15 protein-coding genes are annotated in these 26,585 nt (G+C 49.9%); 11 read left to right on the top strand and 4 right to left on the bottom strand.

The features are described from left to right. Nucleotides 1-17 precede the first annotated feature (17 nt). The 3 genes from PRUB_RS20285 to PRUB_RS20275 all read right to left on the bottom strand — a co-directional run bounded on the left by PRUB_RS20285 (nt 18) and on the right by PRUB_RS20275 (nt 6,146). Nucleotides 18-920, bottom strand: coding sequence for a GGDEF domain-containing response regulator (locus PRUB_RS20285; RefSeq protein ID WP_010385262.1), 903 nt, complete (start codon nt 918-920; stop codon nt 18-20). A gap of 4 nt (nt 921-924) precedes the next feature. After that, complete coding sequence (locus tag PRUB_RS20280) at nt 925-4,629, bottom strand: PAS domain-containing hybrid sensor histidine kinase/response regulator (RefSeq protein WP_010385263.1); 3,705 nt, start codon at nt 4,627-4,629, stop codon at nt 925-927. 116 nt (nt 4,630-4,745) lie between these two features. Then, nucleotides 4,746-6,146 carry a PhoH family protein gene (locus PRUB_RS20275; RefSeq protein WP_010385264.1) on the bottom strand — a complete coding sequence of 467 codons (1,401 nt, stop codon included), beginning with the start codon at nt 6,144-6,146 and terminating at the stop codon, nt 4,746-4,748. Between the two features lie 386 nt (nt 6,147-6,532). Between PRUB_RS20275 and rapA the strand changes: the two genes are divergently transcribed. From rapA to PRUB_RS20245, 6 genes are all read left to right on the top strand, one after another. Next, nucleotides 6,533-9,427: an RNA polymerase-associated protein RapA gene (gene rapA, locus PRUB_RS20270; protein ID WP_010385265.1), complete on the top strand. Its 2,895-nt coding sequence runs from the start codon at nt 6,533-6,535 to the stop codon at nt 9,425-9,427. A gap of 181 nt (nt 9,428-9,608) precedes the next feature. Further along, complete coding sequence (locus PRUB_RS20265; RefSeq protein WP_010385266.1) at nt 9,609-10,256, top strand: hypothetical protein; 648 nt, start codon at nt 9,609-9,611, stop codon at nt 10,254-10,256. Between the two features lie 27 nt (nt 10,257-10,283). Continuing rightward, the gene (locus PRUB_RS20260) at nt 10,284-10,505 is read left to right on the top strand and encodes a hypothetical protein (RefSeq protein ID WP_010385267.1); all 222 of its coding nucleotides are present in this window, start codon (nt 10,284-10,286) and stop codon (nt 10,503-10,505) included. Nucleotides 10,506-10,748: 243 nt separating this feature from the next. Further along, nucleotides 10,749-11,723 carry an FHA domain-containing protein gene (locus PRUB_RS20255; protein WP_040644705.1) on the top strand — a complete coding sequence of 325 codons (975 nt, stop codon included), beginning with the start codon at nt 10,749-10,751 and terminating at the stop codon, nt 11,721-11,723. 476 nt (nt 11,724-12,199) lie between these two features. Continuing rightward, the gene (locus PRUB_RS20250) at nt 12,200-15,436 is read left to right on the top strand and encodes a PEGA domain-containing protein (RefSeq protein WP_010385269.1); all 3,237 of its coding nucleotides are present in this window, start codon (nt 12,200-12,202) and stop codon (nt 15,434-15,436) included. Between the two features lie 462 nt (nt 15,437-15,898). Continuing rightward, nucleotides 15,899-17,185 (top strand): O-antigen ligase family protein, encoded by a 1,287-nt coding sequence (locus PRUB_RS20245; RefSeq protein WP_162144643.1) that lies wholly within the window; start codon nt 15,899-15,901, stop codon nt 17,183-17,185. Nucleotides 17,186-17,318: 133 nt separating this feature from the next. Here the strand turns inward: PRUB_RS20245 and PRUB_RS20240 are convergent, their stop codons facing one another. Beyond that, nucleotides 17,319-17,477 (bottom strand): hypothetical protein, encoded by a 159-nt coding sequence (locus tag PRUB_RS20240; protein ID WP_155946265.1) that lies wholly within the window; start codon nt 17,475-17,477, stop codon nt 17,319-17,321. Between the two features lie 308 nt (nt 17,478-17,785). Between PRUB_RS20240 and PRUB_RS20235 the strand changes: the two genes are divergently transcribed. The 5 genes from PRUB_RS20235 to PRUB_RS20215 all read left to right on the top strand — a co-directional run bounded on the left by PRUB_RS20235 (nt 17,786) and on the right by PRUB_RS20215 (nt 26,579). After that, entirely contained in the window at nt 17,786-20,083 is a 2,298-nt protein-coding gene (locus PRUB_RS20235) for a cytochrome c peroxidase (protein WP_010385273.1), read from the top strand. Nucleotides 20,084-20,296: 213 nt separating this feature from the next. Further along, entirely contained in the window at nt 20,297-21,490 is a 1,194-nt protein-coding gene (locus PRUB_RS20230; protein ID WP_010385274.1) for an efflux RND transporter periplasmic adaptor subunit, read from the top strand. Then, on the top strand, nt 21,483-24,626 hold the full coding sequence (locus PRUB_RS20225) for an efflux RND transporter permease subunit (RefSeq protein WP_010385276.1): 3,144 nt from the start codon (nt 21,483-21,485) through the stop codon (nt 24,624-24,626). Before PRUB_RS20230 ends, PRUB_RS20225 begins: the two co-directional genes overlap by 8 nt. Further along, nucleotides 24,604-25,284: a response regulator transcription factor gene (locus PRUB_RS20220; RefSeq protein WP_010385278.1), complete on the top strand. Its 681-nt coding sequence runs from the start codon at nt 24,604-24,606 to the stop codon at nt 25,282-25,284. Before PRUB_RS20225 ends, PRUB_RS20220 begins: the two co-directional genes overlap by 23 nt. Next, a complete protein-coding gene (locus tag PRUB_RS20215) occupies nt 25,284-26,579 on the top strand; it encodes a sensor histidine kinase (RefSeq protein WP_010385280.1) in 1,296 nt (431 codons plus the stop codon). The genes PRUB_RS20220 and PRUB_RS20215 overlap by 1 nt, the downstream gene beginning before the upstream one ends. Nucleotides 26,580-26,585 lie beyond the last annotated feature (6 nt).

The following is a 26,585-nucleotide window of genomic DNA, read 5'->3' as shown; positions in this document are numbered from 1 at the left end:
GACTTAGCACTGAACCTTCACACCACACTCAACACCGCCTTTTGTTGTCGTTCACGTGCATCGTTCAGCGCCGAGGCAGCCAAGTCCAGCGGATCCCGATGTGCTCGGGCAAAATCAGCTTTGGTATAGCAAATCCCCGCACTCACTGTCACATGGGCACAAGTCGGCGATTCAGGATGCCGAATCGCTAAGGCTGCAACCGCCATATGAATGGCCTCGGCCACTTCCTGAGCTTCAACTTCACTGATATCACGCAGCAACGCCACAAAACGTCCGCCATCATAGCGCGCCGTAAATCCATCCATATTATTGATGATACCCGCCACTACCTGGGCAATTTTATATAGGCATTCATCGCCTCGGGCATGACCGAACAACTTGTTGTAACGCTCAAAATGATCAACACCCAATACAAACACTGCCAGAGGCCGAACTCCCGAAGCGCATTGCCGCCAGAACATTGCCAAAGTTTTATCCAGTGCCCGTCGGTTGGGTAATGATGTCATGCCATCTACTAAAGCCTGCTCACAAAGCTGATCATTACGCTGCTTTATGGCCAGATGAATTTTTACCCTCGCCTTAACAATATTGGGGTTAAACGGCTTAGTAATATAGTCGACCGCGCCCTGTTGCAGACTTTGTGCTTCATCCAAAAAGCTGGCGCTTGCGGAGATCACTATCACAGGCAATTGCGCCGTGTCGGGGCTCGCCTTTAACGTTTGCAAAAACGCCTCAGCCTCATCACCAAGCTGCTGATTATCCATAATGATCAAATCAACACAGGTGCTGTGTAACTCTGCCAGCGCCTGCTCAGGTGACGAGCTCAGTGTCACCAGATAAGTTTCTTCGAGGGTATTTTGTAGCACCACCCGGTTGAGCGGATCCGGATCCAGAACCAGAATATGGGCCGATTTGTGCATTTTCTTATCCTTTTAGCCAAAACGAAATAAAACACAAAGTTTGTTCTGCTGCTGCCAGCAACTGCGCTTGATCACAAGGTAGTTGATCAGATACATCTTCATTCGCTTGCTTCGCGGCGACTTCGCATATTCGCGCCTGAGCTGCCAATCGGTGTAATCCTAATCCTGCTGCTGACCCTTTGATGGTATGGGCCAGGCTAAATAACTCTGATGCGCTCAGCGCTTTCTGTAAAGATGCAATGTACTCCTCACCAAGCTTAGCAAACTTTTCCAGCATGGTACGTACCAGCGCTTCATTACCCATCATTTGTGCCAGCGCAAACGGATAATCAAATACCGTATCGTTATCTGGCACATAGTCCTGAAGCGCCGCACACAGATCGACCGGGGCCACAGGCTTGACTAAAAAGCCGTTTAACCCAGTCGCCATAGCCTGCTGCTTTTCCTGTTCATGAGCATTGGCGGTTAATGCAATAATAGGCAAGCTTTGTTGATCAAATTGACTGCGCAATTGTCGGCTGGCTTCATAGCCATCGATGTTAGGCATGTACAAATCCATCAACACCACATCCGGGCGCAGCTTGTGACAAATTGCAACGATATTTTCAGCACTACTCAGTGCAACCACGGTGGCACCACGCTGCTCCAGTACCGTCCTGCTGATATCCAGATTGACCGGGTTGTCATCCACCACGATACACAATAAAGGCGATAAAATGCAGGCATTCGGTAACGCGGCTTTTGGCACTTCCAATGTGCAGGTACTCAGGCTCTGGTAGAACACCGGCTGAGCGAGTCTGATCGCCTCAAAGTCAGCGGGCAAAAGCTGTGAAAATGCGCCAGTGTCCGGCACCAACCACTGTGCGTCCAATCCAGACTCCGACTGACTCAGCGCTCGAACATGGTCAGGATCATTGGACGCCAGGTAATGAATCGGAGTCGACTGACTGAGCGCCCTCAAATCAGCCAGGCTGCCCTGGTGAATACCCTGATGGGCCAGATAAGGCAAAGGTGCCTGTCCATCCAAAATCAAAAATAGCGACTTACGGCTTTGTTCATCAGATAACGCCGCACGCTCTAATCGCAAGGTAAACTCAAATCGACTGCCGACGTCGGGCTTACTCGTTAACGTTACTTCCCCGCCTAGTAACTGGATCACCTGCTTCACAATGGCCAGGCCAAGCCCAATCCCTTCGTGAGGGCGGGAGCTGCTTTCATTTCCCTGAGTAAAGGCATCGAATAAACGTGCCTGATCCTGTTCACTGATCCCAGGGCCAGTATCCCAGACACAAAACTGAATAGTCTGCTCAGGTGCCTGTATGCCTGGTTGCAAAGACAGGCTCAGGCCTACTCTGCCATGCTCTGTGAACTTGACCGCATTGCCCAGCAGGTTCATTAATACCAGCTTGATACGTGCTTCATCACCAATCAATCTCGGCCAGATAAATGGGTCAACCTCTATCTCGAACTCAAGTTGCCTGGCACTGCTCAGTGGTGCGATCAGGCCATTCAGGCTGGAGATCAGATCAACCAGACAAAATGGCTGGTTGTTGGGTTTACCCTGCCCGCTTTCCAGCCGGGCAAAATTAAGAATGTCATTCAGCATGGTCAGCAACTGCTGCGCGGCACTTTCGATTTGCTCAAGCTTTTGTTGTTCTTTCTGACTATCCAATTCGGGCTTGAGAATGCTCACCATCCCCAAAATGGCATTAATAGGCGTGCGGATCTCATGACTGATATTGGCAATAAAGCGGCTTTTGGCATGATTGGCCCGCTCAGCATCCAATCGGGCGCGCACCAGTGCAGTTACATTCTGCACGTGGATAACAAAATACTTGGGATTCTTTTGTTTGTCCCAGACCAGAGAAACACTCAGGTGCAGCCAGCGTTTGGGATCTTGCTGAGCCATACTCAATTCACTGGCCCCCTGTCGTTCTTGTAAGCAATGGTCCAGCACATCATTCAGTGCCTCAACATCGGCGTCTTCAAACACGCTGTACAAACTACTGCCAATATCAACGCGCACAAATAACTTACGCGCCGTTCGGTTAAGCTCCAGCACGAGTCGGTCAATAGACAGTAAAATCACCCCATTGGGCGCATACTCGATGGCAGCTTTAAAGTTCTGCTCGGACGCCCGTAACGCTGTCAAAGCCTGTTGCTGCTCACTGATATCCCGTGCTACCCCCAAAGTCCCGATACGTTTACGCAGATCGTTGTACAAAGGCGAGACGGTGATCAGATAACTACTTCCCTCCAGCATCAGGGTATCGGTCAGGCTTTGTCCCTGAAAGTTCATGGTGTGCTCAAGATCCAGTAAAGCCAGGTGACGCTCTGTTACTTCCTGATGTTCACGCGCAACCAGATCAACCTGAGCGACTCCCATAAACCGTTCAAACGCCTCATTGCAGCCAATAAATGAACCATCTATATTCTTGTAGTAAACCAGATCAGGCACCGAGTTCAGGACCGTTTTAAGTAATGCCGCCTGGCGTTCCTTGGCTTCTAAACTGCGTGACAGGGCCTTCTTCTGTCGCTGCACTTGCTCATCCAGTTTGGTATTGTTTTCCTGCAGCTGTTGTAATGCATGCCGCTTCTGTGTCACGACCTGTTTTATTTCTCTGAACCATGGCTGCCAGTCTCTCGGAACAGCATAACTCATCGTAGCTTCCGGGGTATGCTCCTGATAAGTCAGGTATCTGACAAAATGCTTGAGGGGTCGGATAAATACTTGCGCGTTAAGCCAAACGTAAGCGGCAAAGGTAAAGACAATAAATATGATCAAAAACCCCAGCTCCAGTATCACCTCATATCGCGCCGGTGCAGAGAAACGAGCTTCATCCTGAACAAACCTCAAGGTAAAAGGCTGTCCGGTCGGACGATAGTTAAAGCGAACGCCGCCCTTCCAGGGCAGCTTAGCGTTGCGTACCTGGTCGTCGTCCAGATCCTGATAACCTTTACTGGAAGCCAATATGACACCCGGCTGCGTGCCTTTCAGTGCTAATGTTCCTCCACCAAAGGTCATCTGCTGCAGTCGGCTGGCAAGTTTATCAACATCATAAATCAGCAGGATCTGTGATTGTGAACCACTGGTCAGACGCTGCCCCAGTGCAAAATAGTGCTTACCAAATACCCGGGTAGGCATGCTGGTGGCCGTGACCCCCTGACTAAATTGTGGTGTAAAACGCGATTCAACAATGGCCGTTAGCAGGTTGCTCTGACTGGTATCACGCCGTTTAACAAAGGCAAAGCCGTTTTCCTGAATAAATACCACGGCTTCGAGCTCATCAATCAGGGCAAGCGCGGTATTGAAACTGGGGCCCAAAGCCATAATTTGCTGCCATTGAGCTCTCAGTTGTGGCGTTGGCACAAAGCGGCCCAGCCCCACAACCTCTCCCCCATTATCTGGTAGCTGGCGATAAAAATAACCCGCCTGCTGACGAATATTCTGCTGCCACTGTGCATCGAGCTGATAGCGGATAGGCTCAGCCAGACTGTTGCGAACACTGGTTATAACCGTTTGCGCAGCCAGCGTTTCTTGCTCAACTTGCCCGGCAAGTACAAAAAATTGGGCCTGATACACTTGATACTGACGCTCAAGCTTTATCTGATACAGGTGAAAGCACAGCACCACAGCCAGCAACATGGGCACCAGCAAGGCAATACTGATCGCCTTACGATAGTTCTTAAGAGGGAGAAATTCCGGCACGCAATGGCTCGACGTTAGTTCCTTGTTTTAGCAAGAGTAACGAGCACATGCCAATCTTTCAAGTGAGTTAGAAAGCTAGGGTGGGAAATAAGCGGACCGCAAGGGTCCGCCTGGTGTTACAAGTTTTGCTCGGCAAATGACGCGAGGCGACTTCTGACCACCCCATTAAGATTAATCGTCGCAGAGCCTTCAAAATCTTTGAAGCGCTCAACGATATAAGTAAGCCCTGAAGTCACAGGGGTCAGATAATTGCTGTCTATCTGCGCCAGGTTACCGGTACAGATAAGTTTAGTACCCTCACCACAGCGTGTGATAATGGTTTTTAACTGAGAGGCCGTCAGGTTCTGGCTCTCGTCCAGAATCACCACCGCATTTTGGATACTGCGTCCACGCATAAAGTTGACTGACTTAAACTGAATGTTGGCCTTTTCCATAATATAGTTACGGCTCGATATGGGACTCTCGTCGTGTTTATGTAATACCTCCAGCGTATCCGTAATTGCCGCCAGCCACGGGGCCATTTTTTCTTCTTCCGTGCCAGGTAAAAAGCCAATGCTTTCTGCAATTTCCGGGGTGTTACGAGTTACAATCACCTTATCGTAGACGCCTTTCTCTATGATCATTTCCAGCGCACTGGCCAGCGCCAGTAAGGTTTTACCGCAACCAGCCGGGCCGGTCAGGATCACCAGCTCGATATTTGGATCCAGCAACGCATCCAGCGCCATACCCTGATACACATTTTTAGGCGCAACGCCCCAGGCCTGTTGGTGCATCAGGCGCTCAACGCTAATGTCTTTTAGTGTCACGTGTTCTGTGTCATAGCCCACCACCCGGGCGGCGAAATGATCCCCTTCATCTATCAGGTATTCATTGACAAAGACTTCCGGCATCAGTTTTGCGGGCACCTGATGCAAGGTGTAACGGCCCTGCTGCTCTGTCTGGCACTCACCCACATTGGCCCAGAAATCCCCGGTAAACTTGTTATACCCCGAGGTCAGCAGGTTAATGTCATCGATGAGCTGATCAGTACGGTAGTCCTCTACAAATTTGAGTCCGGCCCCTTTGGCCTTGAGGCGCATATTTATGTCTTTGGTGACTAGCACCACTTTTTTATCTGAGTATTGTTTTTGCAATTGAATGGCGCAGTTAATAATTCTGTGGTCATTTTCGTTACCCGGTAAGCCAGAGATACTGTCGGGGTACAAGTGATCATTGATCACGATGAGCTTGCCGCTACTCGCGGGTTTATGCGTATCGCGCTGCACTTTGGGCAAGGAAACCCCCTCCAGCATTTGCTCTGGTGAGGCGTTACGCAACACGTCGTCAAGGCTGCGAATGGCCACCCTGGCATCGCTACTGACGTCGCGTTTTCTGTCTTTTATGTGGTCCAGCTCTTCCAGAACTGTCATGGGGATTACTACGTCGTGTTCCTGAAATGAAAAGAAAGCGAGGGGTTCGTGAAGGAGTACGTTGGTATCTAACACATACATTTTACGGTCGAGGTCATCATTTCCCATAGTGCGTTCCTATTTAGTGAAAACTACTACTGAACAAAGACTTGGTCGCCAAGCAAGCCAATGCTCTTACCCTAAGTTTAGTCTATTTGTCACAAAAGTCGTTTTTATGACAGTGGCGTTAACCACTAGGTCAGACAATCCACCTTCGCTACGTCAATTCTGAACACTTGAGCTATGCTTATTTTTCGTCGTGAGGACGTAAACACTGTGGCCGAAAATAACGCCAGACAGGACAACAAGTAGCCCAGGCTCCTGTGTTCGCCCAGGTCAATAGCATAATGTGAAAAAAATCACAGTTTATGTACGTTTATCGTTGTCTCACAACCTTGAACAAGGCGGTGCTTCTCGGTACCATGGCCGCCTTTTTTCCGCGAGACGAGACAAGCATGAATTTTTCCTTAGGTCAGCGCTGGATCAGTGATACTGAGTCAGATTTAGGATTGGGCACCATAGTGGCATTGGAAGGTCGCCAGGTGACGATATTGTTTCCTGCCAGTGGTGAGAACCGCGTTTATTCTGTGCAGGAAGCCCCGGTTACCCGCGTGATTTTTAATCCCGGCGATGTGATCCGCTGTGTTGACGAATGGGAAATGCGTGTTGAAAAAGTGGAAGAGCAAGGCGACTTGCTGTGTTATCACGGCGAACGTATCGATAACGAAGAACCGGTCACACTAAAAGAAACCTTTTTGGATCACTTCATTAAGTTTAATAAACCTCAGGACCGTCTATTTGCAGGTCAGGTTGACAGATTCGACCGCTACACGCTGCGCTATCAAACCTGGCAACATCAGTTCAATCGCCAGCAGTCTCATTTAAAAGGCCTCATTGGTCAGCGTGCCAGTCTGATCCCCCACCAGCTTTATATAGCCGACGAAGTAGGTAAACGTTTCGCGCCCAGGGTTTTACTGTCGGACGAAGTTGGCTTAGGTAAAACCATTGAAGCCGGTATGATCCTGCATCAACAAATCCTGACGGGTCGTGCCAGCCGTGTGCTTATCGTCGTGCCTGAAAGCCTGCAACATCAGTGGCTGGTTGAAATGCTGCGCCGCTTCAACTTGCACTTCTCTATTTTTGACGAAGACCGCTGTGACGAAGCCTTTGCGGATTCTCCAAACGTATTTGAAACTGAGCAATTGGTGTTGGTGAGCCTGGAATTTATCACCAAGAAACGCCGCTGGTTTGAGCAAGCAACATTAGCAGACTGGGATCTGTTGGTTGTTGATGAAGCGCACCACCTGACGGTAGAAAAAGACAAACCAAGCACCGAATATCAGCGCATTGCTGAGTTAAGCCAGGACATTGCTGGCCTGATCCTGCTGACCGCCACGCCAGATCAACTTGGCCACCGCAGCCACTTTGCTCGTCTGCAATTACTTGACCCGGACAGATTCTACGATTACGACGCTTTTGTGGAAGAAGAAAGCCATTATAAAGAAGTTGCCGATGCCGCCAATAAACTGTTGCAAGACGCAGCGCTGGACGACAAAGCCAAAGCAACCCTGACTGAGCTGTTAAAAGAAACCGACATCACCGAACTACTTAGCCAGGTTGAACAGGGCGAAGAAACAGCCAAGCAAACGCTGCTAAACAACTTGCTGGACCGTCATGGCACAGGCCGTATTTTATTCCGCAACAGCCGCAGTGGTATTGACGGTTACCCAAGCCGTATCCTGCACGCCTGTCCTGTTGAGATGCCAAAGCAGTACAAAACCGCTATCTCTGTCATGGGTAACCTTGGCGGCATTCAAAGTGCAGACAAAAGCGCTCTGCGTGCCCTGTTCCCAGAAAAAATCTTCCAGGAGTTTGAAGGCGAAAGCGCCAGCTGGACCCAGTTCGACCCGCGTGTCGCCTGGCTGATCGATAAGCTCAAAGAGCTTAAACAACAAAAGGTGCTGCTGATCTGTGCCGAAGCGCAAACCGCCATCAGCCTGGAGCAAACCCTGCGTGAACGCGAAGGCATTAAGTCAGCCGTATTCCATGAAGGGATGTCTATCTTAGAGCGTGACCGCGCTGCGGCGTACTTTGCCGATGAATATGACTCTGCCCAAGTACTGCTGTGTTCAGAAATAGGCTCAGAAGGTCGTAACTTCCAGTTTGCCCACCACCTGGTGCTGTTCGATTTGCCGCTGAACCCGGATCTGCTGGAACAACGTATTGGTCGTCTGGACCGCATTGGTCAGCAGCAGGATGTGAATATTCATGTGCCTTACTTCGCCAATACTGCCCAGGAAGTGCTACTGCGCTGGTATGACGAAGCACTGGATGCGTTCGAAACCACCAGCACCACCGGCCAGTTGCTTTATAAAGAATTCTCAGAGGATTTACTCGAACTGGTTGCCGCGCATAACTGTGATGAAGAAGAACTGGATCCGTTACTTGAGCAGGTTGCCAAGCAAAACACAGTGCTGCGCGCCAAAATGGAGCAAGGTCGCGACCGTCTGCTGGAACTGCATTCAAGCGGTATGGGCAAAGCCGATGGCATTGCTGAAGAAATCGAAGCGCTGGACGACGACGTTGTCTTACCCACTTACATGATTAATGTGTTCGACATCTTTGGAGTAAACCAGGAAGACAAAGGTGAAAACACCATTATCCTGAAGCCGACTGAGCACATGCTCAATCCGTCTTTCCCGAGCCTGAAAGACGATGGCATCACCGTGACTTTTGACCGTGCTACGTCGCTTTCACAAGAAGATGCCCAGTTTATCAGCTGGGATCACCCTATGGTTGAGGGTGTGATGGACATGATCTGTGACGACGACTTTGGTTGTGCCTCTGTTGCCCTGCTGAAAAACAACAAACTGCCGGTAGGTACTTTCTTTGTTGAGCTGATCTTTGTGGCCGAAACGTCGGCTCCTAAATCACTGCAAATTGGCCGCTTCCTGCCACCCACACCAATCCGGGTGCTGATGGATAAAAGCGGTAACGATCTGGCGCAAAACGTGGCCTTTGATGCCTTTAACAACCAGCTCTCTGCCGTTGGTCGTCAGACCGCCAGTAAACTGGCCAATGCCCTGCAATCAGGTATCCACCCGCTGATCAGCAAAGCCGAAGAGCAGGCCAAAGCACAGATGGCTGACCTGCAACAAGCTGCACAAGCACAGATGGAAACCCGCCTGAGTGACGAGCAGGCCCGCTTGCAGGCACTGAAAGCGGTTAACCCGAATATCCGTGACGAAGAAATTCAGGTATTCGATAAACAACGCAGCGCGCTCAGCGAGCACATCGGCAAGGCTCAGGTCAAACTGGACGCCATTCGCCTGATTGTAGTTGCGCACTAAGGCACAGCCTTTAAAAATCATTCGGGGCACTGCTTTGTGCGTGCCCCAGCCTCTCTTACCTTAGTTCAAATAATACGCCACAAGCCACGGTTCGAAACGCCAAGCAATACCTTTGATATTTATGATAAAAAAAGTAGCATTACCCGTTAAGACGCCACTAAGAATACTAAAAAAGGCAACGATGATTTTGAACATACTCACCGTGCTTGTCGTGCTCTCACTTGCAGGCCCTGTTGCTGCATCTGAGCACAATACCGCAGGCTCAAACGCCCCGGCTATTATGGCGGCAACTACGCCCAATGCCCACACAGATGATAACCTTCGGATGGTCGCTAAGATCAAGGTGCCGGGTAATGCCAGCGCAGGCCCCGGATATTACCCGTTTAATTCAGCGTGGGAGCTGGCACGAAACCCCAGCAGCCGGCAAAGATTTGACGACTGGATAAAAGACAATGAGACGGTTACGTATTATGGCACTCAAATCACCTCCATCATGGATAGTATGTTTGGTGCATTGAATCCATTCATCGATTTGGCAGGCATGGAATTGCGGTTTGAATTTGCCGATGGCTCTCACATTTTGATGAAAGCCCCAACACTTGCCAGTGCCAGACTCAGATTCAGTTATGTGCCCGGCAGTGCGTCAGACGCAGACGGCAACCCTATTGCTGATGCAGGCACGACTTTGCAGGGCATCTATGCGTTTTCTTCGCACGCCAGACAGCAACAGTTTCTGGAAAAAGCGGCTGAGTATCATTCAGATTTCAGAGTGAAACACCTGGATGGCACAGCGCAGCATCTGCGTATTGAAATAACGCTCATCAATTAAAACCATTATAAGAATGAAGACCCAACTATGTTAGACATGCTCAGAAATGGCGAATTATCGCTTGCCCCCTTTGTATTGGTAGTTCAGACTGTCTTGTTTGTTATCGTAAACTTAACCATTGCACATAAATACCACTACAGTAAGAAAGTGGCGCTATTCGCCTCAATGATCCCGTTCGTGAATTTTTATATCACCCTGGTCTATATCGCCATAGTTATTCTTAACTCTCGCAAGGAGCTAACCAAATAACAAACGTCTAATTATCTGACTGGCAATGCCTTTGCGCCTTGGCACTGACTGAGGTCGTGTTTTTAAGACTCTCTGGCCTTTCAAACTTTGTCCTGAAGGCTTTCTCTCTATGGGCGCTGCCCGCCCCACCTGAGTAGCTTTTACTCTACTTGCCTTAATTTTTGTAACCGGCTCAGTTGACAGCCATAAAATGTAACTGTGACAATATATCACGCAAAAACGAATACACCGTTAGGGACATTGATGGCTATCCTCAGGAACACATTCAGCAACGAACACATTCATATTAGAACGTTCCATAGATTCGGACGACTTAACCAGGGTGTTGATACCCTGCTAAGCGACATAGCTATCTCCCGGATCCACGGCCTCATAGAATGGCATGTGGACCATTGGATTATCAGAGATGTGAGCAAAAATGGGATCTGGCTTAATTCAGTGCGCCTCAAGTCAAACCAGGACACCCAGCTCAGTGTCGGAGATTGTATTCGCTTCTCTAACCTCGCACAGCTGGAATTTAAAGTCATATGCTGTGCTCCTCCGCAGGACCTGCTGCTTCCCAATGTGACAGAGCACGATCCCATTGATACCCATATTGTACTGGATGGTTATCATCTTTTTCCCACTGAGGGCACGCCCGAAATAGCCATGTTTTTTGACATAAGCAATTGCCAATGGTGTGTTGAAAACCTTGATACTCAGCAAATCAAGAATCTTACTGATGGGGACCTGGTCACAATAGGCGGCAAACATTGGCGCCTGTCAATCACAGCTATCAATGAATCCAAAGCGACCATACCTGCCAAGGACATCGCCAACCAACTCGAATATGAAATCTCACTGAGCCAGGACGAAGAGCAAACAAACATAATAATGAGTTCGCCTCATGGCGTAATTGATTTAAAGGAAAGAGCACATCACTACCTGACTGCATTGCTGGCAAGATATAAAGCGAACGCATATCATGCACGCGTTCCTGTTGATGAGCTGGCACAAGGCTGGGTGAGTATTAAGGCACTGGCAAGAGATTTAGGTCACAGTGAGAATCACGTCAATATCCTTGTTCACAGAGCAAGACAACAAATCTATCAAGCTTCTGGACAGATGCTCCCTGCTAGCTGTCTCTTCGAGCGTAAAAAAGGCCATATTCGTTTTGCAGGCAAGCACTTTACAATACTGAAAGCGGGCATATTAGAAGCTCAGGTAGGCGTGGATTAAAATTGGGAAAGCAATATAATAACATGCCAACATATTAATCATACTCACCAAATATATTGGTGAGACATGAGAAAACCCTGTAAATAAAAGCCTCATTCATAGAGCTAATATAATAATAAAAATCTAAACCAACTTCCCACTTTAATACCGCGCCCAAAAAAAGGCATGAAGACGCCACAATTATAAAATTGACCCAAATTGACTCTAACCCCATACTCCCTTTTCATTCCTGTTTATTTATTCGAAGTTAAAAGCACTAATACCACACCACCCTAAAAACTATTCTATATAAAAATACAATTCCACAACCATCCCCCCATTGTCATGTTCAACTTTAACCCAACCACCATCTATAACATTCCAATTTCCTCAATAAAAACTGTAAACGCCGCGTAATACTTCCCCATATTACTTTCAAATAAATTACCCAGCTTAAAATCAACCAATAAATACGGCATTTTTATAAAGGGTACAAAATGACTTTAAAAACACACAAGCAACTTATGCACGTCGCTGTGTTAACAGCGCTAATATCAGGATGTGGCGGAGGTGGTGACGGCACTTCAGCTAAAAACTCAGATAGCCAGCATACCAAGCCACCCAGCCAGACAACGCCATCACAAACTGGTTCACTGAGCATCACGGTAAATGCCCTAGAGACCCAGTCAAATACTACACAGTTTCAAAATCATTTATCTTCAGGTGTCGTCGGCCAGTCTGACATATTTCAGGATTCCAGTGACGCGGTTTCATATCCGTCTAAGCGCCAACCAACCTTGGCGGGGCGACATGCCCCAGCCGGTGAGCAAGCGACGCTCAAACCAGATTTAGATTTAACGGCCAGTCAATATGTTATTTCTGGCGCAGGCCCTGAGAATAGTGCATTTAGCCAGACACTGACCTCAGGTAATAATCTCCAGCTGGACTTTTTACGTTTTGGTCAGTGGGACATAGCAGTGGAAGCTCAAAACGCGGCTTCAGAACGTTTCGCTCAGGGAGCCACAGCAGTTAACATCAATGTCGGTGAAGTCACCAGCACAGCCATTGATCTGTCGCTGATTGAGGGGACGGGTAGTTTTACACTGAACCTTGAGTTCCCGGAAGCAAGTGTTCAGGGCGAAGTGATGTCAGCCATGCTCAAACCCGCAACGGGCGAGTCAATTTCACTGACTCTGCAACCAGGTCCTGTAAAAGTGGGATTTAAAACCTATATCGCCACCCTCTCAGATACGGTACCCAGTGGTTACTATACACTCATCGTCACAGTGCATGATCAGGGTAATAATGGCGAGCAGCAGCATCTGGCACTGGGTGTTGCTGAGACCGTGCAGATCCTGGCGGATCAAACTACCATAGGTCAGTACAGTTTGACTGGTGCTGCGGGTCTGGGGTCAGTTAACTTTGAGTTTAACTTAGATTTGGATGAAAACCTGCCTGTTTCGTTGATCGGCAGTAGCCAATACGCTACGACCTTTGCATTTGATTCAGACACCACCATAGCTGCCAGTGCAGGTATTGCGGCCAGTGATGTCGATGCTACCAATGTGACCTATGTCTGGTATCTCAATGGCCAGGTTGTGGCCGTAAATACCAGCAACTATACCCTTGATTCACGCTTTTCCCCTTTTGCGACGTCCGTAAATGGTCGATTTATTCCGGGCAGCTACCGACTTGATGTGGTTGCATTTAATGCCGATGCGTCAAGAAGTGGCTCCGCTTCCTTTGAGTTCGAAGTCACCGGCGACCCTGTTGGTACACAGGACAGTGCTTCTGTGCGTAGCCGTGTCGGATATCAGGTTGAAAGCAATGGTATAAGCCGCTTCACAGCGCTCCCGCAAGCACAGGCCAGCCTGTCTGGCAGACATGTTGATGTCGATCAACTTGGACAGCTCAGCATTGACAATGTCCCCGTTGGTGAACATGTCCTTAATGTTCAGGCTCCGGGTTTCCTGCCCTATTACAAGCGTATTGAATTACAGAGCGATGAAACACTTACCCTGGATAAAATTAATCTGGCCGAAGCGCAAACGGTAGGATTTAATGCCACACAACCCACCAATATCAATATCGGCGGCGACCTGGCCCGTATAGACTTTGCACCAAACAGCATTGCATATGAAAATGGTGAGTTGTACACCGGTCAGGTCCGGATACAATACACGGCGCTCAACCCGTTGTCCGATCAGTTTTATTCCACTTTCCCGGGCGAGTTTAAAGGGCAAATAGCCGACGGCAGCCTGGTAGACATCATCTCCTATGGCGTGATAGGTGCAGAGCTGACCGACAGCAACGGTACCCCTTTGCAGATCAGAAATGGTCACTCTGCCGATATTCGTATTAAAGTTGCCGATCCTGCTACGGCCCCTGAAACTATGCCATTGTGGCGCCTCAATGAAGAAACCGGTACCTGGACCCATGAAGGCAATGCCACCCTCGATGGAGACTATTACGTGGGCCAGGTAGGTCACTTTAGCTGGTGGAACTTTGATTATCGCCTGGATGGTGAACGGGCGGGCTACAAAAACATGAATGTTACCGTGCGAGATGCTGCAGGTCAGGCTATTCCCAATGCTGAGGTCACGCTAACCAGCAAGGCTGGCTTTAGCTATCAGCAAACTTATACCACAAACCAGCAGGGTAAAACCTCAGCCAGAGCGCTGTTTACCGAAAGTGCCACGCAAATACCAGATTCACTCTTCTACGAGATTTCGGCGACCTACCAGGATTTGACAAGTGGCACACAGACTCTGCGCTTTTTCCCGGACAGATGGAGCACAGTGGATCAAAACGGTAATGAGATTCCGCTAAATGACGTTGTGCTGACTTTACAACAGCAGGTTGCGACCTTTAAAGGCGAAGCGATTCTCGATGATACCCGCCAGCCACTGGTTGATAATGGGCCCAGCCTGATATTTACAGAAAATACCCCGACGATAAAACTCCAATTTGCCAATGAGGGCAGCGGTGCGCTCAATATTAGCGAGGTATCGCTTGTGCCTGCTGACAAATACCGGTTATCCAGCATGCCTAACTGGCCGCAGACACTGGAACAAGACGAATCCACAAAATTCAATGTGACCTATCTGGGTGATTTTAGCACCACAGACAATGCGACTTTAACTGTTGAGAATAATTCACTCAATGAACAAATTAATATCCCTTTCGCGGCCGTGGCGGTGCTTGACGGGCTATATACAGAGATTCAGGAACTTGCCGCCGAACCGCAATATAGAGGCTCCATCGTCAAATCTTCCTATACAGATCAGTACCAGGGCGGCGTGATGATTTATCACGGCAATGGCATTAGCCTTCGAGAAAGTCAGGATTATATAAGCCGGGGTTATATGGCATTAGACCTGTCTGGTCTGCCAAAAAATGCCAGGATCACTCGTGCTGAATTGGTCTTTGACAGAGTAAATGCCTCTGGGGGAGTCAAGGTCTATATCAGTGAGCAGAGCCAGCAGTTGCAGCCTGATGACTTCAACCTGCCGTGTGACCTTGCCGCCCCAGTTTGCCAGCTCACAACTATAGAGCCTCCGGGAGGCACAACGCTTAACTATGCTGCTCCATTCCCTGTATCTGAGCTCACCCGACTAGAGACAATTATTAACAGTAATGATCAACTGCTGAAGCTGATGTTTGTCGCTAACGAAGGAAGCAATGGACTTTTTAACGTGAACGATGTTCGACTGGTCATTGAATACGCCCAGTGATCCACCCACCTGAGCTGCCTGTAATGGGCAGCTTCTTTGACACAGGGTAGCCAAACCATGTTTATCAACAGCTCGAGACCATGTCAGTTTCTCATCGGTTTATTTGCTTTAATCACTATTGTGCGCTGGCAAACGGTGTACTATAGCCATGATACTCCAAAGTTTTTCTTGCTCGAAGTTGGCCTTAGTCTGTTTGTTTTATACCACCTAAAAGTCAAAGCCTGGCACATTACTATACCCTCTGCTCTGTTAATCTGCGCGATTGGTTATGCTAGTACTACTTTACTCTGGGCACCCAACTTTTATGCTGGTACCTCGTTAATTTGCAGACTGATTTTAGTTGGATTGACCCTTTGGGCCCTATTGCAACAATATAAAAAGGCGCAACTTACGCATTTATTGCTGAGCGCGAGCGCTATATCTGCTGGCGTTTTCTGTCTGGCCTTTTTCATTGAACGATTCATGAGTATTCCTCAGCACGTCGGTAACTTCACTCCCATCGGATTTATCAACAATGCAGGGCATGTTATGGTGATTTGGATCCCGTCCCTGGTGTTAAGCATCTACCATGCAAAGAACCTGACGCACAGAGTGTTGCTGGCGGTTATACTGCTTACACTGACATATATACTGATGCTCTGTGCTATACGTAGCACCATTATTGCCCTGCTCATCAGCGAGCTGATGCTATTTTGCATGATCGTTTACAAGGATAAGAAGCAGGCTCTGATATTTTTGTCAATCAGTGCCCTGCTACTCTCAGGCGCAGCGTTATTTACCTATTCTGATACACTGCAAAATGGCCGGCTGTCCGAGAAACTTAGTTCATTACACAGCTCGCTGAGTACAAGCTATCAACCCCGGTTAAATTTACTGGTTAACAGCAAAGACATGCTGATGGATAACCCACTGGGTGTCGGTGTCAATAACTTTGAATTCGTACACCCTAAATATGCTAAAATCGGCACAAAATTCGCGTCTCCCATGGTCGGGCACAGCGACATATTAAAAACCCCACATAATATAATCGCAAAACTATACACCGAACTAGGCTGGCTGGGCGGAACTTTGCTGACGCTCACGTTGCTGTATTATCTTTTTCACGCCTGGCGCGCAGCCTGGTTTGGCGGCATGACCGAGCGCTGGGTATGTATGGCGTATAATGCACTACTAATAAACGCCCAATTTAGTGCGGTATTTTTAACCCCCGTCAGCCTGGCATTCTCAGTACTTCTGATTGCCGCTATTCACAGCAATACGCATTGCACAGTATGGTACGCCATAAAACTGCGCTCAGGCATATGGCGTTTTGCCAAAGTTGCCAGCCTACTTAGCATCGTTAGCATTTCTGGCGCACTTTTTATGTCGGAAGTGCTCGGTAAAGACGGCATGATGACGCTGAATACAACCCAGCTAAAACGCGCTGTCATGCTAAACCCCGGCAATGAGCGTGCCTGGCTAATGCTCAGTATTGCTTACCGAATTAGAGATAGCGATCAGCTTAGAAGCCTCACGGCATTACAGCAGTTTCGGGCACTTAACCCAGAAAATATTCATGGTCGCTATAAGGAGGCACTAATTTATAAAGAGCTTGGTAGGTATGCTGAAGCACTCAATCAGCTCACGGAGATACTCAAACTTCATTCGAATGATGAAAAAACACGCGCACTGTGCAAACAGGTGATCCGCGCATTACCACAGGCAAACAACATAGCAGATTTAACTAACTCTCTTAAGCCATGTCGATAAGTGAAGCACATATACAGATTGTTACTGAGACACAAAGCAGGCCAGTAAACTGGCCTACGATCAACAACATTGTCTAGCAAGAAACTAAAAATATAACCGCTCAGGTCACCCCGAGTCGATCATAAATTAGCGATTAAGCGCACTGCCAGGTTTGTGGGCACTGCATGGTTTTCAGACACATCAGAGTGTCCAGGTTAGTACCACCTGCAACCTGTGGGGTTTGCTGTGGGTTGAGCTTAGCAGAAGAGGTGTTAAGGTTTTTAACGGTCTTTTTGCTTAGTTTAAGTAACATCTTAATTTCCTTTGGTTAGTTACATAAGTCGCGGTAACAGTATCAGGTTTTAATATCCCTAAAAAGCCTTAATTAATGAAATATTTATTTAAATCAACTGGAGATTAATAAATAATCTTTCATTAAAAAACATTTATAAAAATAGCTCATGTTTTGATCAGACCATTTTTCCATACGCATTATTACCAATTTGGGAATTTTTATTCCCATTTGAGCTTTAACCTTTACTTAACCCTGTACACGTTAATTTGACCTTTGAATCGGCTTCGTCCGCCCTCAAAAGCAACTGTAGCGAAAGGAAGATCAACATGATAAAGGTTAAAACGAGTGCACTTGCACTGCTGATGGGCAGTGCGTTTAGCACCTGCGCGCTGCCCATACCCGATGATTTAGACCAGGCACTCACAGAGTTAATTATTCAGCATGGCCTCACTGGCAAGCCGGCTACCGGGTTTGACTTACCCGGTGTCGATGACCCTGAGGTTAAGCTGGGCAAACTGCTGTTTTTCACCAAAGCAATCAGTGGTGACAAACAAGTGGCCTGCGCCAGCTGTCATCACCCCTATCTGGGCGGCGGCGATGGCCTCTCCCTGCCCGTCGGTACCCTGGCACAAGATCCGGATATACTCGGGCCGGGCCGTAAAACCACCACAGGACAATTCTACGTGCCACGCAACTCGCCCAGTATCTTCAATGCCTGGGTGCATAAACGCAGCCTGTTTCGTGATGCCCGGGTGGAGTTTCTGGACTGGCTAAACCCTGAGCAGGGGATCAGTACACCGGATGTCCCTTATGGTGAAGCCGATCCAAACGCGGGCGACTCGCTGTTAGCAGCGCAAGCACGCTTTCCGGTGGTCACCCCCTCAGAAATGCAAGGCTTTGAGTTTATGAAAGGCGCGCCTAATGATGCCGTCAGAGCCCATCTGGCTGCACGAATAGGCAACTATGGCAATGCCCAGGGCGAGTTATTTCGCAATCAGTGGCGGGATTATTTCGCAGCAGTATATGGTGATAAAAGCGCTGAAGAGATTGTCACTTTTGATAATATCACCCGTGCACTGGCAGCCTACCAGCAATCAATGAATATGACGGATAATCCCTGGAACAGATACGTGCAGGGAGATAAAACCGCACTGACAACGTCACAAAAGCGCGGTGCCTTTTTATATCTTTACATGCCGCCGCCCCCGTCTGATGGCGGTAGTGAGCCCGATTTTTTGCCAACCCAGTGCATTGGCTGCCACAACACCGACAGCTTCAGCCAGACCAAAGGCACTAATTATCACAGGTTAGCCTTTGCACAAATAGGTCCCGGCATTGGTGAAGTCGGTGATGAAAGCAATGATCGTGGCCGCACCCTGCGCAATCAAAACCTGGCTGACATCTATAGCTTTCGCTCTACCACTTTGCTGAACGTCGAAGTCACCGGCCCTTACGGTCATGCAGGCAATTACGATACGCTGGAAGAAGTGATTGAGCATTACGATGACTACCATGCCATATTAGATGACTACATAGACAACCAGGGCTGGTGCAAACAACCTCAGTTTAAAGACATCAAAAACTGTGTCGACTTATTCCCTGATACTCGCCAGCATACCGCTGCCGCCGCTAAAATCATCGATGATGAAATCGCCGATGGTGCACCGGTACTGCGTAAATTAGAACTCAGTACCCAGGAAAAAGCCGATTTAGTCAACTTTATGAAAGCACTGACCGATCCCTGTGTAAAACAGGCAGATTGCCTCGCCGCCTGGTTACCACAACCCCATGAAGGTGACCCTGACGGCTTGCAACTGTACGCTAAAAATTATCAGGGCGTGCCATTGTACTTACCCGCGGATTGCGCTCAGGGTGATACTGCGGTCACAGGCAGCCGTTTGATGCTGGACCAGGGAGAATGTATCTCAGGTAAAGCCCATTACTTTTATGTCGATGTGGCACAAGACAATACCACTTTGTATTTCAGCAGCCGCAGTGGCACAGGGCAACCACGTTTATTTTACAATGCCTACCAATGGGCAGATCCGCAAAATGCACAAGCTACGTCCCACGGCACCGGCACTGAGCAGGTACTCAAAGTCACGGTGAACCGGGGTCGTCATTTTGTCTCAGTGTTAGATCCAAATGGCTACCAGGGGCTGTCTGTTGCAGCAGGCGTCGACAGTGCCTTACGAGAACCCGGTGAGCTGCCACGGGACATAGTCAATGCCTGCATTGAAGGCCTGCCAAGTGGTTATACCGAGCTCTTATCAGGCAAAGCCCAGTGCGCCGTCCCCGGTGACAGTTACTTTTTTATTAAAGTGACGGACCCGGGCAGTACACTCGAAGTCCGCACCCGACACGGTGACGGTAACAGTGATCTGTTTGCTGGTACATTCTGGCCCGGCCGGGACATGTATACCTTTGCGTCACGTCGCGCCGACAACAACGAATTTCTCAGAATAGATAGCCCAGTGCCTGGCTGGTACTACTTTCTGGTCTCAGGGGATGGCCAGAATGAGGGCGTCAGCATTCAGGTCGATGTCATCGAGGCTGATGGCACATCGCGCGAAAAAAGAAACCGCAAGCCAAACCGGGCAGACAACGCAACTTTGCCCAACTGATATCCAATACCAATCGGCTCACATAAGTGAGCTGGTATTCGCTGTGATATCGCCTCCCAAGCCGCAGTCCTACCTGCGGCTTTTTTGTGAAGCCCGGTCACTACCCACATCACCCGGTGTACTTAACCCGCCTTTAACCATTGACCCACTACACTGGCCGATACGTTTCGCCCGCACAGCACATCAACGGGTTTATCATTCAGAGAGTTCACCATGACGTTACTCAATAATCGTTTACTCATCACACAGCTGGCCTTTTGTGGCCTGTGTGCTGCCATTGTCTTTGCGATCCCTTCTCTGGGGGGCGCCGACACTAAAGTCTCGCCGGCCACAGAGCCCTCTCAGGGTGCAAGCGCACTTGTTACACCACCTCAGGTCACAATCACGCCCGTAAAAACGGCCAGCTACACCCACATCATTACTGGTCACGGTACCGTAAGCGCCACGCATACACTGACGCTCAGTAGCGAAGTTGGCGGCCGGGTGACCCGGCTCCACCCAGACTTTAAACAGGGAGAACGGCTGTCGGCGGGCACCGTACTGGCACGACTGGATGACACACAACTTCAGCAAACGCTGGCGAACGCCGAAATCTCACTGGCACAGGCCAGGCTCGATGCGGAAGCAGAAAAGCTCCAGGGCGACCCAAATAAGATGCAGTGGCGACAACTGGCCAGCACTGACAGCCACGATGTGTTGCAGCCGCTACGTGCACCACAACAACAAGTGGTCGCCGCTCAGCTGAGCCTGGCCGAAGCACAGTTGAATAGCGCGCGCTATAACCTGGCAGCCAGTCAGTTCACCCTGCCCTTTGATGCCACCGTAGTAAAGCGTTCAGTTCAGCCTGGCAGCTATGTGCAACCGGGCAGCGCCATTGCCATACTCTACAGTACCGCACAGGCCGAAATCACGGTTGAACTCAGCGCCGAGCAATGGCAGCACTTACCCGCAGAGTCGATGCCAGAAGATGGCTGGCATGTCACCCTCAGTGATACAACCCATGCCGGTGGGCAAACCCAATGGCACGGGCAGGTATTGCGCCTGAGCCAGTATATTGATCCGCAATCGCGCCAGCGTCTGGCAATTGTCACCGTCGATAAGCCGCTGGATCAAACACAACCATTATATTTTGGCAGTTATGTTAAGGCTCAGATACAAGGGATTAAGCAAGATGATTTGTGGCGCATTCCCGCCTCAGCCCTGTCACAACAAAACCTCATCTGGTATGTCGACAAGGAAAATCGCCTGGCGCACTTTACCCCGCAGATCCAGTTTCGCCAGCACGGTGATCTGTATATTAATGCCCCCACAGACTTACACCAGGCCAATATCGTCGTACGTCCTTTAAGTGCCTATCTCGAAGGTATGAAAGTTACCCCTATTCAACAGGAACACAGCCATGACTGAGCGTTTTTCTCTGATAGCCTGGTTTGCGAAAAACCCGGTGGCAGCCAACCTGCTCATGCTGGCGGTGATCTTACTCGGACTGAGCAGCGCCGGTAATTTGCGCAAGGAAGGCTTCCCGCAACAGGAGCCGGATACCATACAGATCAGTGTCGCTTACCCCAGTGGCAGTGCCGCCCAGGCCGAGCAAGGCATTGCCGTTGCAATTGAGAATGCGCTGGAGTCTGTGAAAGGGATAAAACGCATCACCACCACGGCCAGTGCCAGCAGCGTGCAGGTACTGGTAGAAAAGACCGCGCAACACGATCTGGATACCTTGCAAAGAGAGGTAAAAAACCAGGTGGATGCCATCTACAATCTACCGCAGGATGCTGAGCAACCCGTGATCACCACCGCACAGCGGGAGCAAGAGGTGATCCGGGTGCAGCTATTTGGCGCACTGTCTGCTCAGACACTACAAACTCTGGGGAGCCAGCTTGCAGATGACTTACTGGCCCAGCCTAATATCGCCACACTCAGTCAGCCCGATCACCGCGACCCATTGGTGGCCATTGAAATAGACGAAGCCCGCCTGCAAGCCCATCAGCTTAGTTTCAGTGAGGTAGCCGAAGCCATCAATCAATATTCCGGCACGGCACTGACCACCAGCCTGCGTAACCCCGATAAAGTGCTTCGCCTGAAAGCCGCCGATCAGGCGCTTTATGCCGCCGACTTTGCGTCGATTGTCGTGGCAACCTCACAAACAGGTAAAAGCATTCGACTCCGCGATGTGGCCACACTGCAAGATACTTTTGCGGACGACAGTTTTCATCTGGCCCGGTTTAATGGCCATCCCACCTACGGCATCACTATCGTTATGGACGAATACGGCGACATGAGCAACAGTGTGGCGCAAGCCAAAGCCGTCGTAGCCAGGTGGCAAAGCAAATTGCCCGAGGGGGCCTCACTGACCACCTGGTATGACAATTCAACACTGATCACGGAGCGCCTGAGTTTGCTGAGCCTGAACGCACTGAGCGGCATTGCCCTGGTATTTATGGTACTGGCACTGTTTCTAAATCTGAAAGTTGCCTTTTGGGTCGCCGCGGGCCTGCCCTTTGTGTTCTTCGGCAGCCTCTATTTTATGACCGAACCCTACACCGACATGACGCTCAATGAAATGACTACTTTTGGCTTTATTATGGCGCTGGGGATCGTCGTGGATGATGCCGTAGTGGTGGGTGAAAGCATCTATTCAACCCGACAACGCTTTGGTGACACACTAAGCAACACCATCAAAGGCACCCAGCTGGTCGCCGTCCCCACCTTGTTTGGCGTATTAACCACCGTGGCAGCCTTTGCCGCGCTGGCCAATATCTCCGGCGGGCTAGGTGTGCTGTATGCCCAGTTTGGTACTGTGGTTACCTTATGCCTGTTGCTGTCGGTAGTAGAATCTAAATTGATCTTACCGGCACATCTGGCCCACATTAACACCCAGAAAAAACATCGACCAAACCGCCTCACGGCACTCTGGCATAGTGTACAGCAAAGCGCAGATACGCTGCTTACTGGCTTTAATCAGCGACTTTATCGGCCTGCTTTGGAACGCATTATGCACTTTCGTTACGCCGCATTGATGGGGTTTCTTGCGCTGTTTTTTCTGACTGCCAGCCTGATCACTCAGGGGGTTGTCAGGGTCGGCTTTTTCCCCGGACTGCCCGCTGATACCATCACTGCCACCATGACTCTGTACAACGACGCCAGCTTTGGCCAGACCGCCCGCAATCTGGATCAGCTTGAGGCACAGCTGTATCAGGCCGAGCAGCAATTGCTGGACGAGCAAAACCTCAGCCACATCGCCAGCGTGTCGGTCAGCGCTACTGGCGATCAAAGCGGCACACTCAATGTTGAGCTGGCTGGCACCCAGCCCTATGCCCTGAGCGAACTGGCGAAACGCTGGAGGACTCTGGCGGGCACCCCGGAAGCCAGTAAAACTTTGCACATTCAGGCACAACTTGCACGCGTCTCCAACTTTAAGGTGGAGCTAAAAAGTGGCAGCGACGACACGCTAGGGGGTGCCGAAGCAAGCCTGCAACAGGCGTTGCGTGAGATAAATGGAGTACACAGCATCGACAGCTCACTGGCACCCGGCGAAGCTACCATGCACTTTGAAGTCACCGAAGAAGGCGAAATGCGCGGGTTTACCACGCAATTGCTGGCACGCCAGCTACTACAAGCATTTGGTGGTGAGGTCGTACAACGTTATATGCGGGACAAAGACGAAGTGAAAGTGCGAGTGCGTTATCCACTGGCTGAACGCAGCGAGCAGGCTGATGTACTTGCAGCCAGAGTGCGCGCCCCCGACGGACGGACCGTGCCGCTTGGTAACATCGCAAACGTTACCTACACCAGCGAAGTGCAGTCCATTACCCGGATCAACGGCGTCAGAGCAGTAACGGTCTCCGCTGCGGTCAATAAAGCCCTGCTTACGCCCACCGAGCTGGTGGCCAGGCTCGAACACAGCGTGGTACCAGCATTGCGTGCTCAGTACCCGGATCTGAACATACATTTTGCCGGGGAAGCCGAGCACCAAAAAGAAGCCACCGACTCCATGAGCTCCGCCTATCTACTGGCACTGCTGGCTATCTATGCACTGCTGGCAATCCCACTGAAATCATATTGGCAGCCACTGATCATCATGTCGGTTATTCCGTTTGGCTTTGTAGGCGCGATTTTAGGTCACTGGGGCTTAGGTTTAACGCTCAGTATTCTATCCTTAAATGGCATACTGGCGCTCAGCGGCGTGGTGATCAACGACAGCCTGCTGCTGGTAAGCCAGTTTAATCGCCATCGCCGTGAGGGGAAAACCATGCACAATGCGTTACTTGAAGCCTGCACCGGCCGTCTGCGAGCAATATTGTTGACGTCACTGACCACCTTTGCCGGGCTATACCCGATTTTGGGTGAAACCTCTCAGCAGGCGCAATTTTTGATACCTGCAGCGGCATCCCTCGGTTATGGAATTTTGTTTGCCACGGCCATTACGTTATTTTTAATCCCGGTATTGCTGCTGATCAGCCACGATATCTCAGCCCTGCTGAGCCGGTTCCGCCCCACCCGTACGGAGTATGTACCTCATGATCAACGTCATTTTAGTTGAGGATGACCTGGCGCTGGCCGGGAACATCATTGATTACTTTGAGCTGGAAAACATCATCTGCGACCACGCCGCCAACGGCATTGCCGCGCTCAACCTGATCAGAGACAATCCGTATCAGGTGATTATTCTGGATTTGAACCTGCCGCGCATGGATGGCTTACAGATCTGTCAGGCGCTGCGCGACGAGGGCAATGATACCTCGGTGATTATGCTTACAGCGCGGGATCAACTCGAAGACAAACTGGCAGGTTTTGCCACTGGCTGTGATGATTACCTGGTCAAACCCTTTGCCATGGCCGAGCTGGTGGTGCGGGTCAGAACCTTAGCCAAACGTAAAAGTGGTGAAGTTAAACGGCTGGAACTGGCTGAATTACACCTGGATCTGGATAACCGGGAAGCCACTTACCAGGGCACCCCGCTCAAACTCAGCCCGACCGGCATAATCATCCTCGAAACCCTGCTGCGTGCTTATCCAAATATGGTGACGAGACAGGTACTATTACAGGCCATATGGGGTGACGAACAACCTGACAGTAATGCGCTTAAGGTACATATTCACCACCTGCGCAAAGCGCTCTCAGCGTGCGACCCTATGCTCACCCTCGATGCCATCCCGAGGCAAGGGTTTAAACTCCATTGCCATAAGGAGCGCGTTTAATGGCCCCCATACATATGAGCCTGCGCCGCTATATTGTTGCTGCCCTGCTGGTGCTGGCCACCTTGGTGATCAGTTTATTGTCCGTACTGTGGACCAATAGCTTTTTTACCGGACTCGATGACATGATGAAAGGCACTATGCTGAATGTCGCCCAGGCGCACCACCCGCAACCCGGTCAACCAGTAAAGGCACACAACTTTGTGGTGGCCAGTCAGTGGCAGGATTTACCCCAGACCATTCGCGCCAACTTTTCCCGTGAGAACCTTGAAACCAATACCTTATATAAACAGGTAACCCGGGATAATATGTTCACCCGCCCCAGTGAAGCCCGATTTGTACTGTATTTTAAAAAGCCGGATGGTCAGTCCGGCTTTGTTGCCCACCATTTTACCGCGCCCAAAATGCCACCTAAAACCTGGTTTCAGGGACCGGAAATATTAGGGGTGTTATTTGCGCTGGGCACGCTCGCGTTGTTTGCCGCCGTGCTCGTGGTATTAATGCGTACCGTCACCCGACCTGTGGCAAAGCTACATGACTGGGCTGCCGGGCTGGATCATCATACGCTGGACGAGCCACCCCCGATATTTCGCTACCACGAGCTGACCACACTGGCCGAACTGATCCAGCAAAGCCTGCAACAGGTCAAACACAGCCTTGATCGGGAGCAGGAGTTTGTCAGCTATGCCAGTCACGAGCTACGTACCCCTATTGCAGTGATCCGCAGCAGCGTGGAGCTGCTGCATCGCCTTGGCAATACGCCTGAAGACAAAGGTAAAAAAGCACTGATGCGCATCGATCACGCCAGCCAGGCGATGGTGGCACTCACTGAGACCCTGCTGTGGCTGAGCCGAAAAGGGCAACCACTGAGAGATCTGAAACCAGTCAGGCTGGCTGACCTGATAGACGCTCAGCTGGAAGATTTGGCTTATCTTAAGCAGGGAAAACACATTGATGTGGCTGTGCACTGTGATGACTACCAATGCGAATTGTCGCAATCCGGCGCGACCATCGTCATTGGTAACCTGCTCAGAAATGCCTTACAACACACCCATCATGGCACGATTTCAATCGCACAAACACAGCATATTATCGAGATTGAAAACCGAGAACATAACGATGAGCACACTAAAGTCGGGCAAGATTTGGATCAGGATGATGAACTCAACAATGGTTTGGGCTATGGGCTGGGCCTGGACTTAGCACGCAGACTGTGTGACGAGCTGCAATGGCAACTCAACATTGCCCATGACGCCAAGCGCTTTTGTGTGACTTTAGTTTTGTCGCCGCGCTACTAAGCGGCC

Origin of the sequence: Pseudoalteromonas rubra, from assembly GCF_000238295.3 — a bacterium.
Taxonomy (GTDB): domain Bacteria; phylum Pseudomonadota; class Gammaproteobacteria; order Enterobacterales; family Alteromonadaceae; genus Pseudoalteromonas; species Pseudoalteromonas rubra.
Note: the sequence above shows the minus strand (reverse complement) of the source record. Positions and strands in the feature narration are given on the sequence as shown.

What these genes read in the sequence shown, in the direction of transcription:
- PRUB_RS20285 (WP_010385262.1), bottom strand. Translation starts at nt 920, where the DNA reads ATGCACAAATCGGCCCATATTCTGGTTCTGGATCCGGATCCGCTCAAC.
- PRUB_RS20275 (WP_010385264.1), bottom strand. Translation starts at nt 6,146, where the DNA reads ATGGGAAATGATGACCTCGACCGTAAAATGTATGTGTTAGATACCAAC.
- rapA (WP_010385265.1), top strand. Translation starts at nt 6,533, where the DNA reads ATGAATTTTTCCTTAGGTCAGCGCTGGATCAGTGATACTGAGTCAGAT.
- PRUB_RS20265 (WP_010385266.1), top strand. Translation starts at nt 9,609, where the DNA reads ATGATTTTGAACATACTCACCGTGCTTGTCGTGCTCTCACTTGCAGGC.
- PRUB_RS20260 (WP_010385267.1), top strand. Translation starts at nt 10,284, where the DNA reads ATGTTAGACATGCTCAGAAATGGCGAATTATCGCTTGCCCCCTTTGTA.
- PRUB_RS20255 (WP_040644705.1), top strand. Translation starts at nt 10,749, where the DNA reads ATGGCTATCCTCAGGAACACATTCAGCAACGAACACATTCATATTAGA.
- PRUB_RS20250 (WP_010385269.1), top strand. Translation starts at nt 12,200, where the DNA reads ATGACTTTAAAAACACACAAGCAACTTATGCACGTCGCTGTGTTAACA.
- PRUB_RS20245 (WP_162144643.1), top strand. Translation starts at nt 15,899, where the DNA reads ATGAGTATTCCTCAGCACGTCGGTAACTTCACTCCCATCGGATTTATC.
- PRUB_RS20240 (WP_155946265.1), bottom strand. Translation starts at nt 17,477, where the DNA reads ATGTTACTTAAACTAAGCAAAAAGACCGTTAAAAACCTTAACACCTCT.
- PRUB_RS20235 (WP_010385273.1), top strand. Translation starts at nt 17,786, where the DNA reads ATGATAAAGGTTAAAACGAGTGCACTTGCACTGCTGATGGGCAGTGCG.
- PRUB_RS20230 (WP_010385274.1), top strand. Translation starts at nt 20,297, where the DNA reads ATGACGTTACTCAATAATCGTTTACTCATCACACAGCTGGCCTTTTGT.
- PRUB_RS20225 (WP_010385276.1), top strand. Translation starts at nt 21,483, where the DNA reads ATGACTGAGCGTTTTTCTCTGATAGCCTGGTTTGCGAAAAACCCGGTG.
- PRUB_RS20220 (WP_010385278.1), top strand. Translation starts at nt 24,604, where the DNA reads ATGATCAACGTCATTTTAGTTGAGGATGACCTGGCGCTGGCCGGGAAC.
- PRUB_RS20215 (WP_010385280.1), top strand. Translation starts at nt 25,284, where the DNA reads ATGGCCCCCATACATATGAGCCTGCGCCGCTATATTGTTGCTGCCCTG.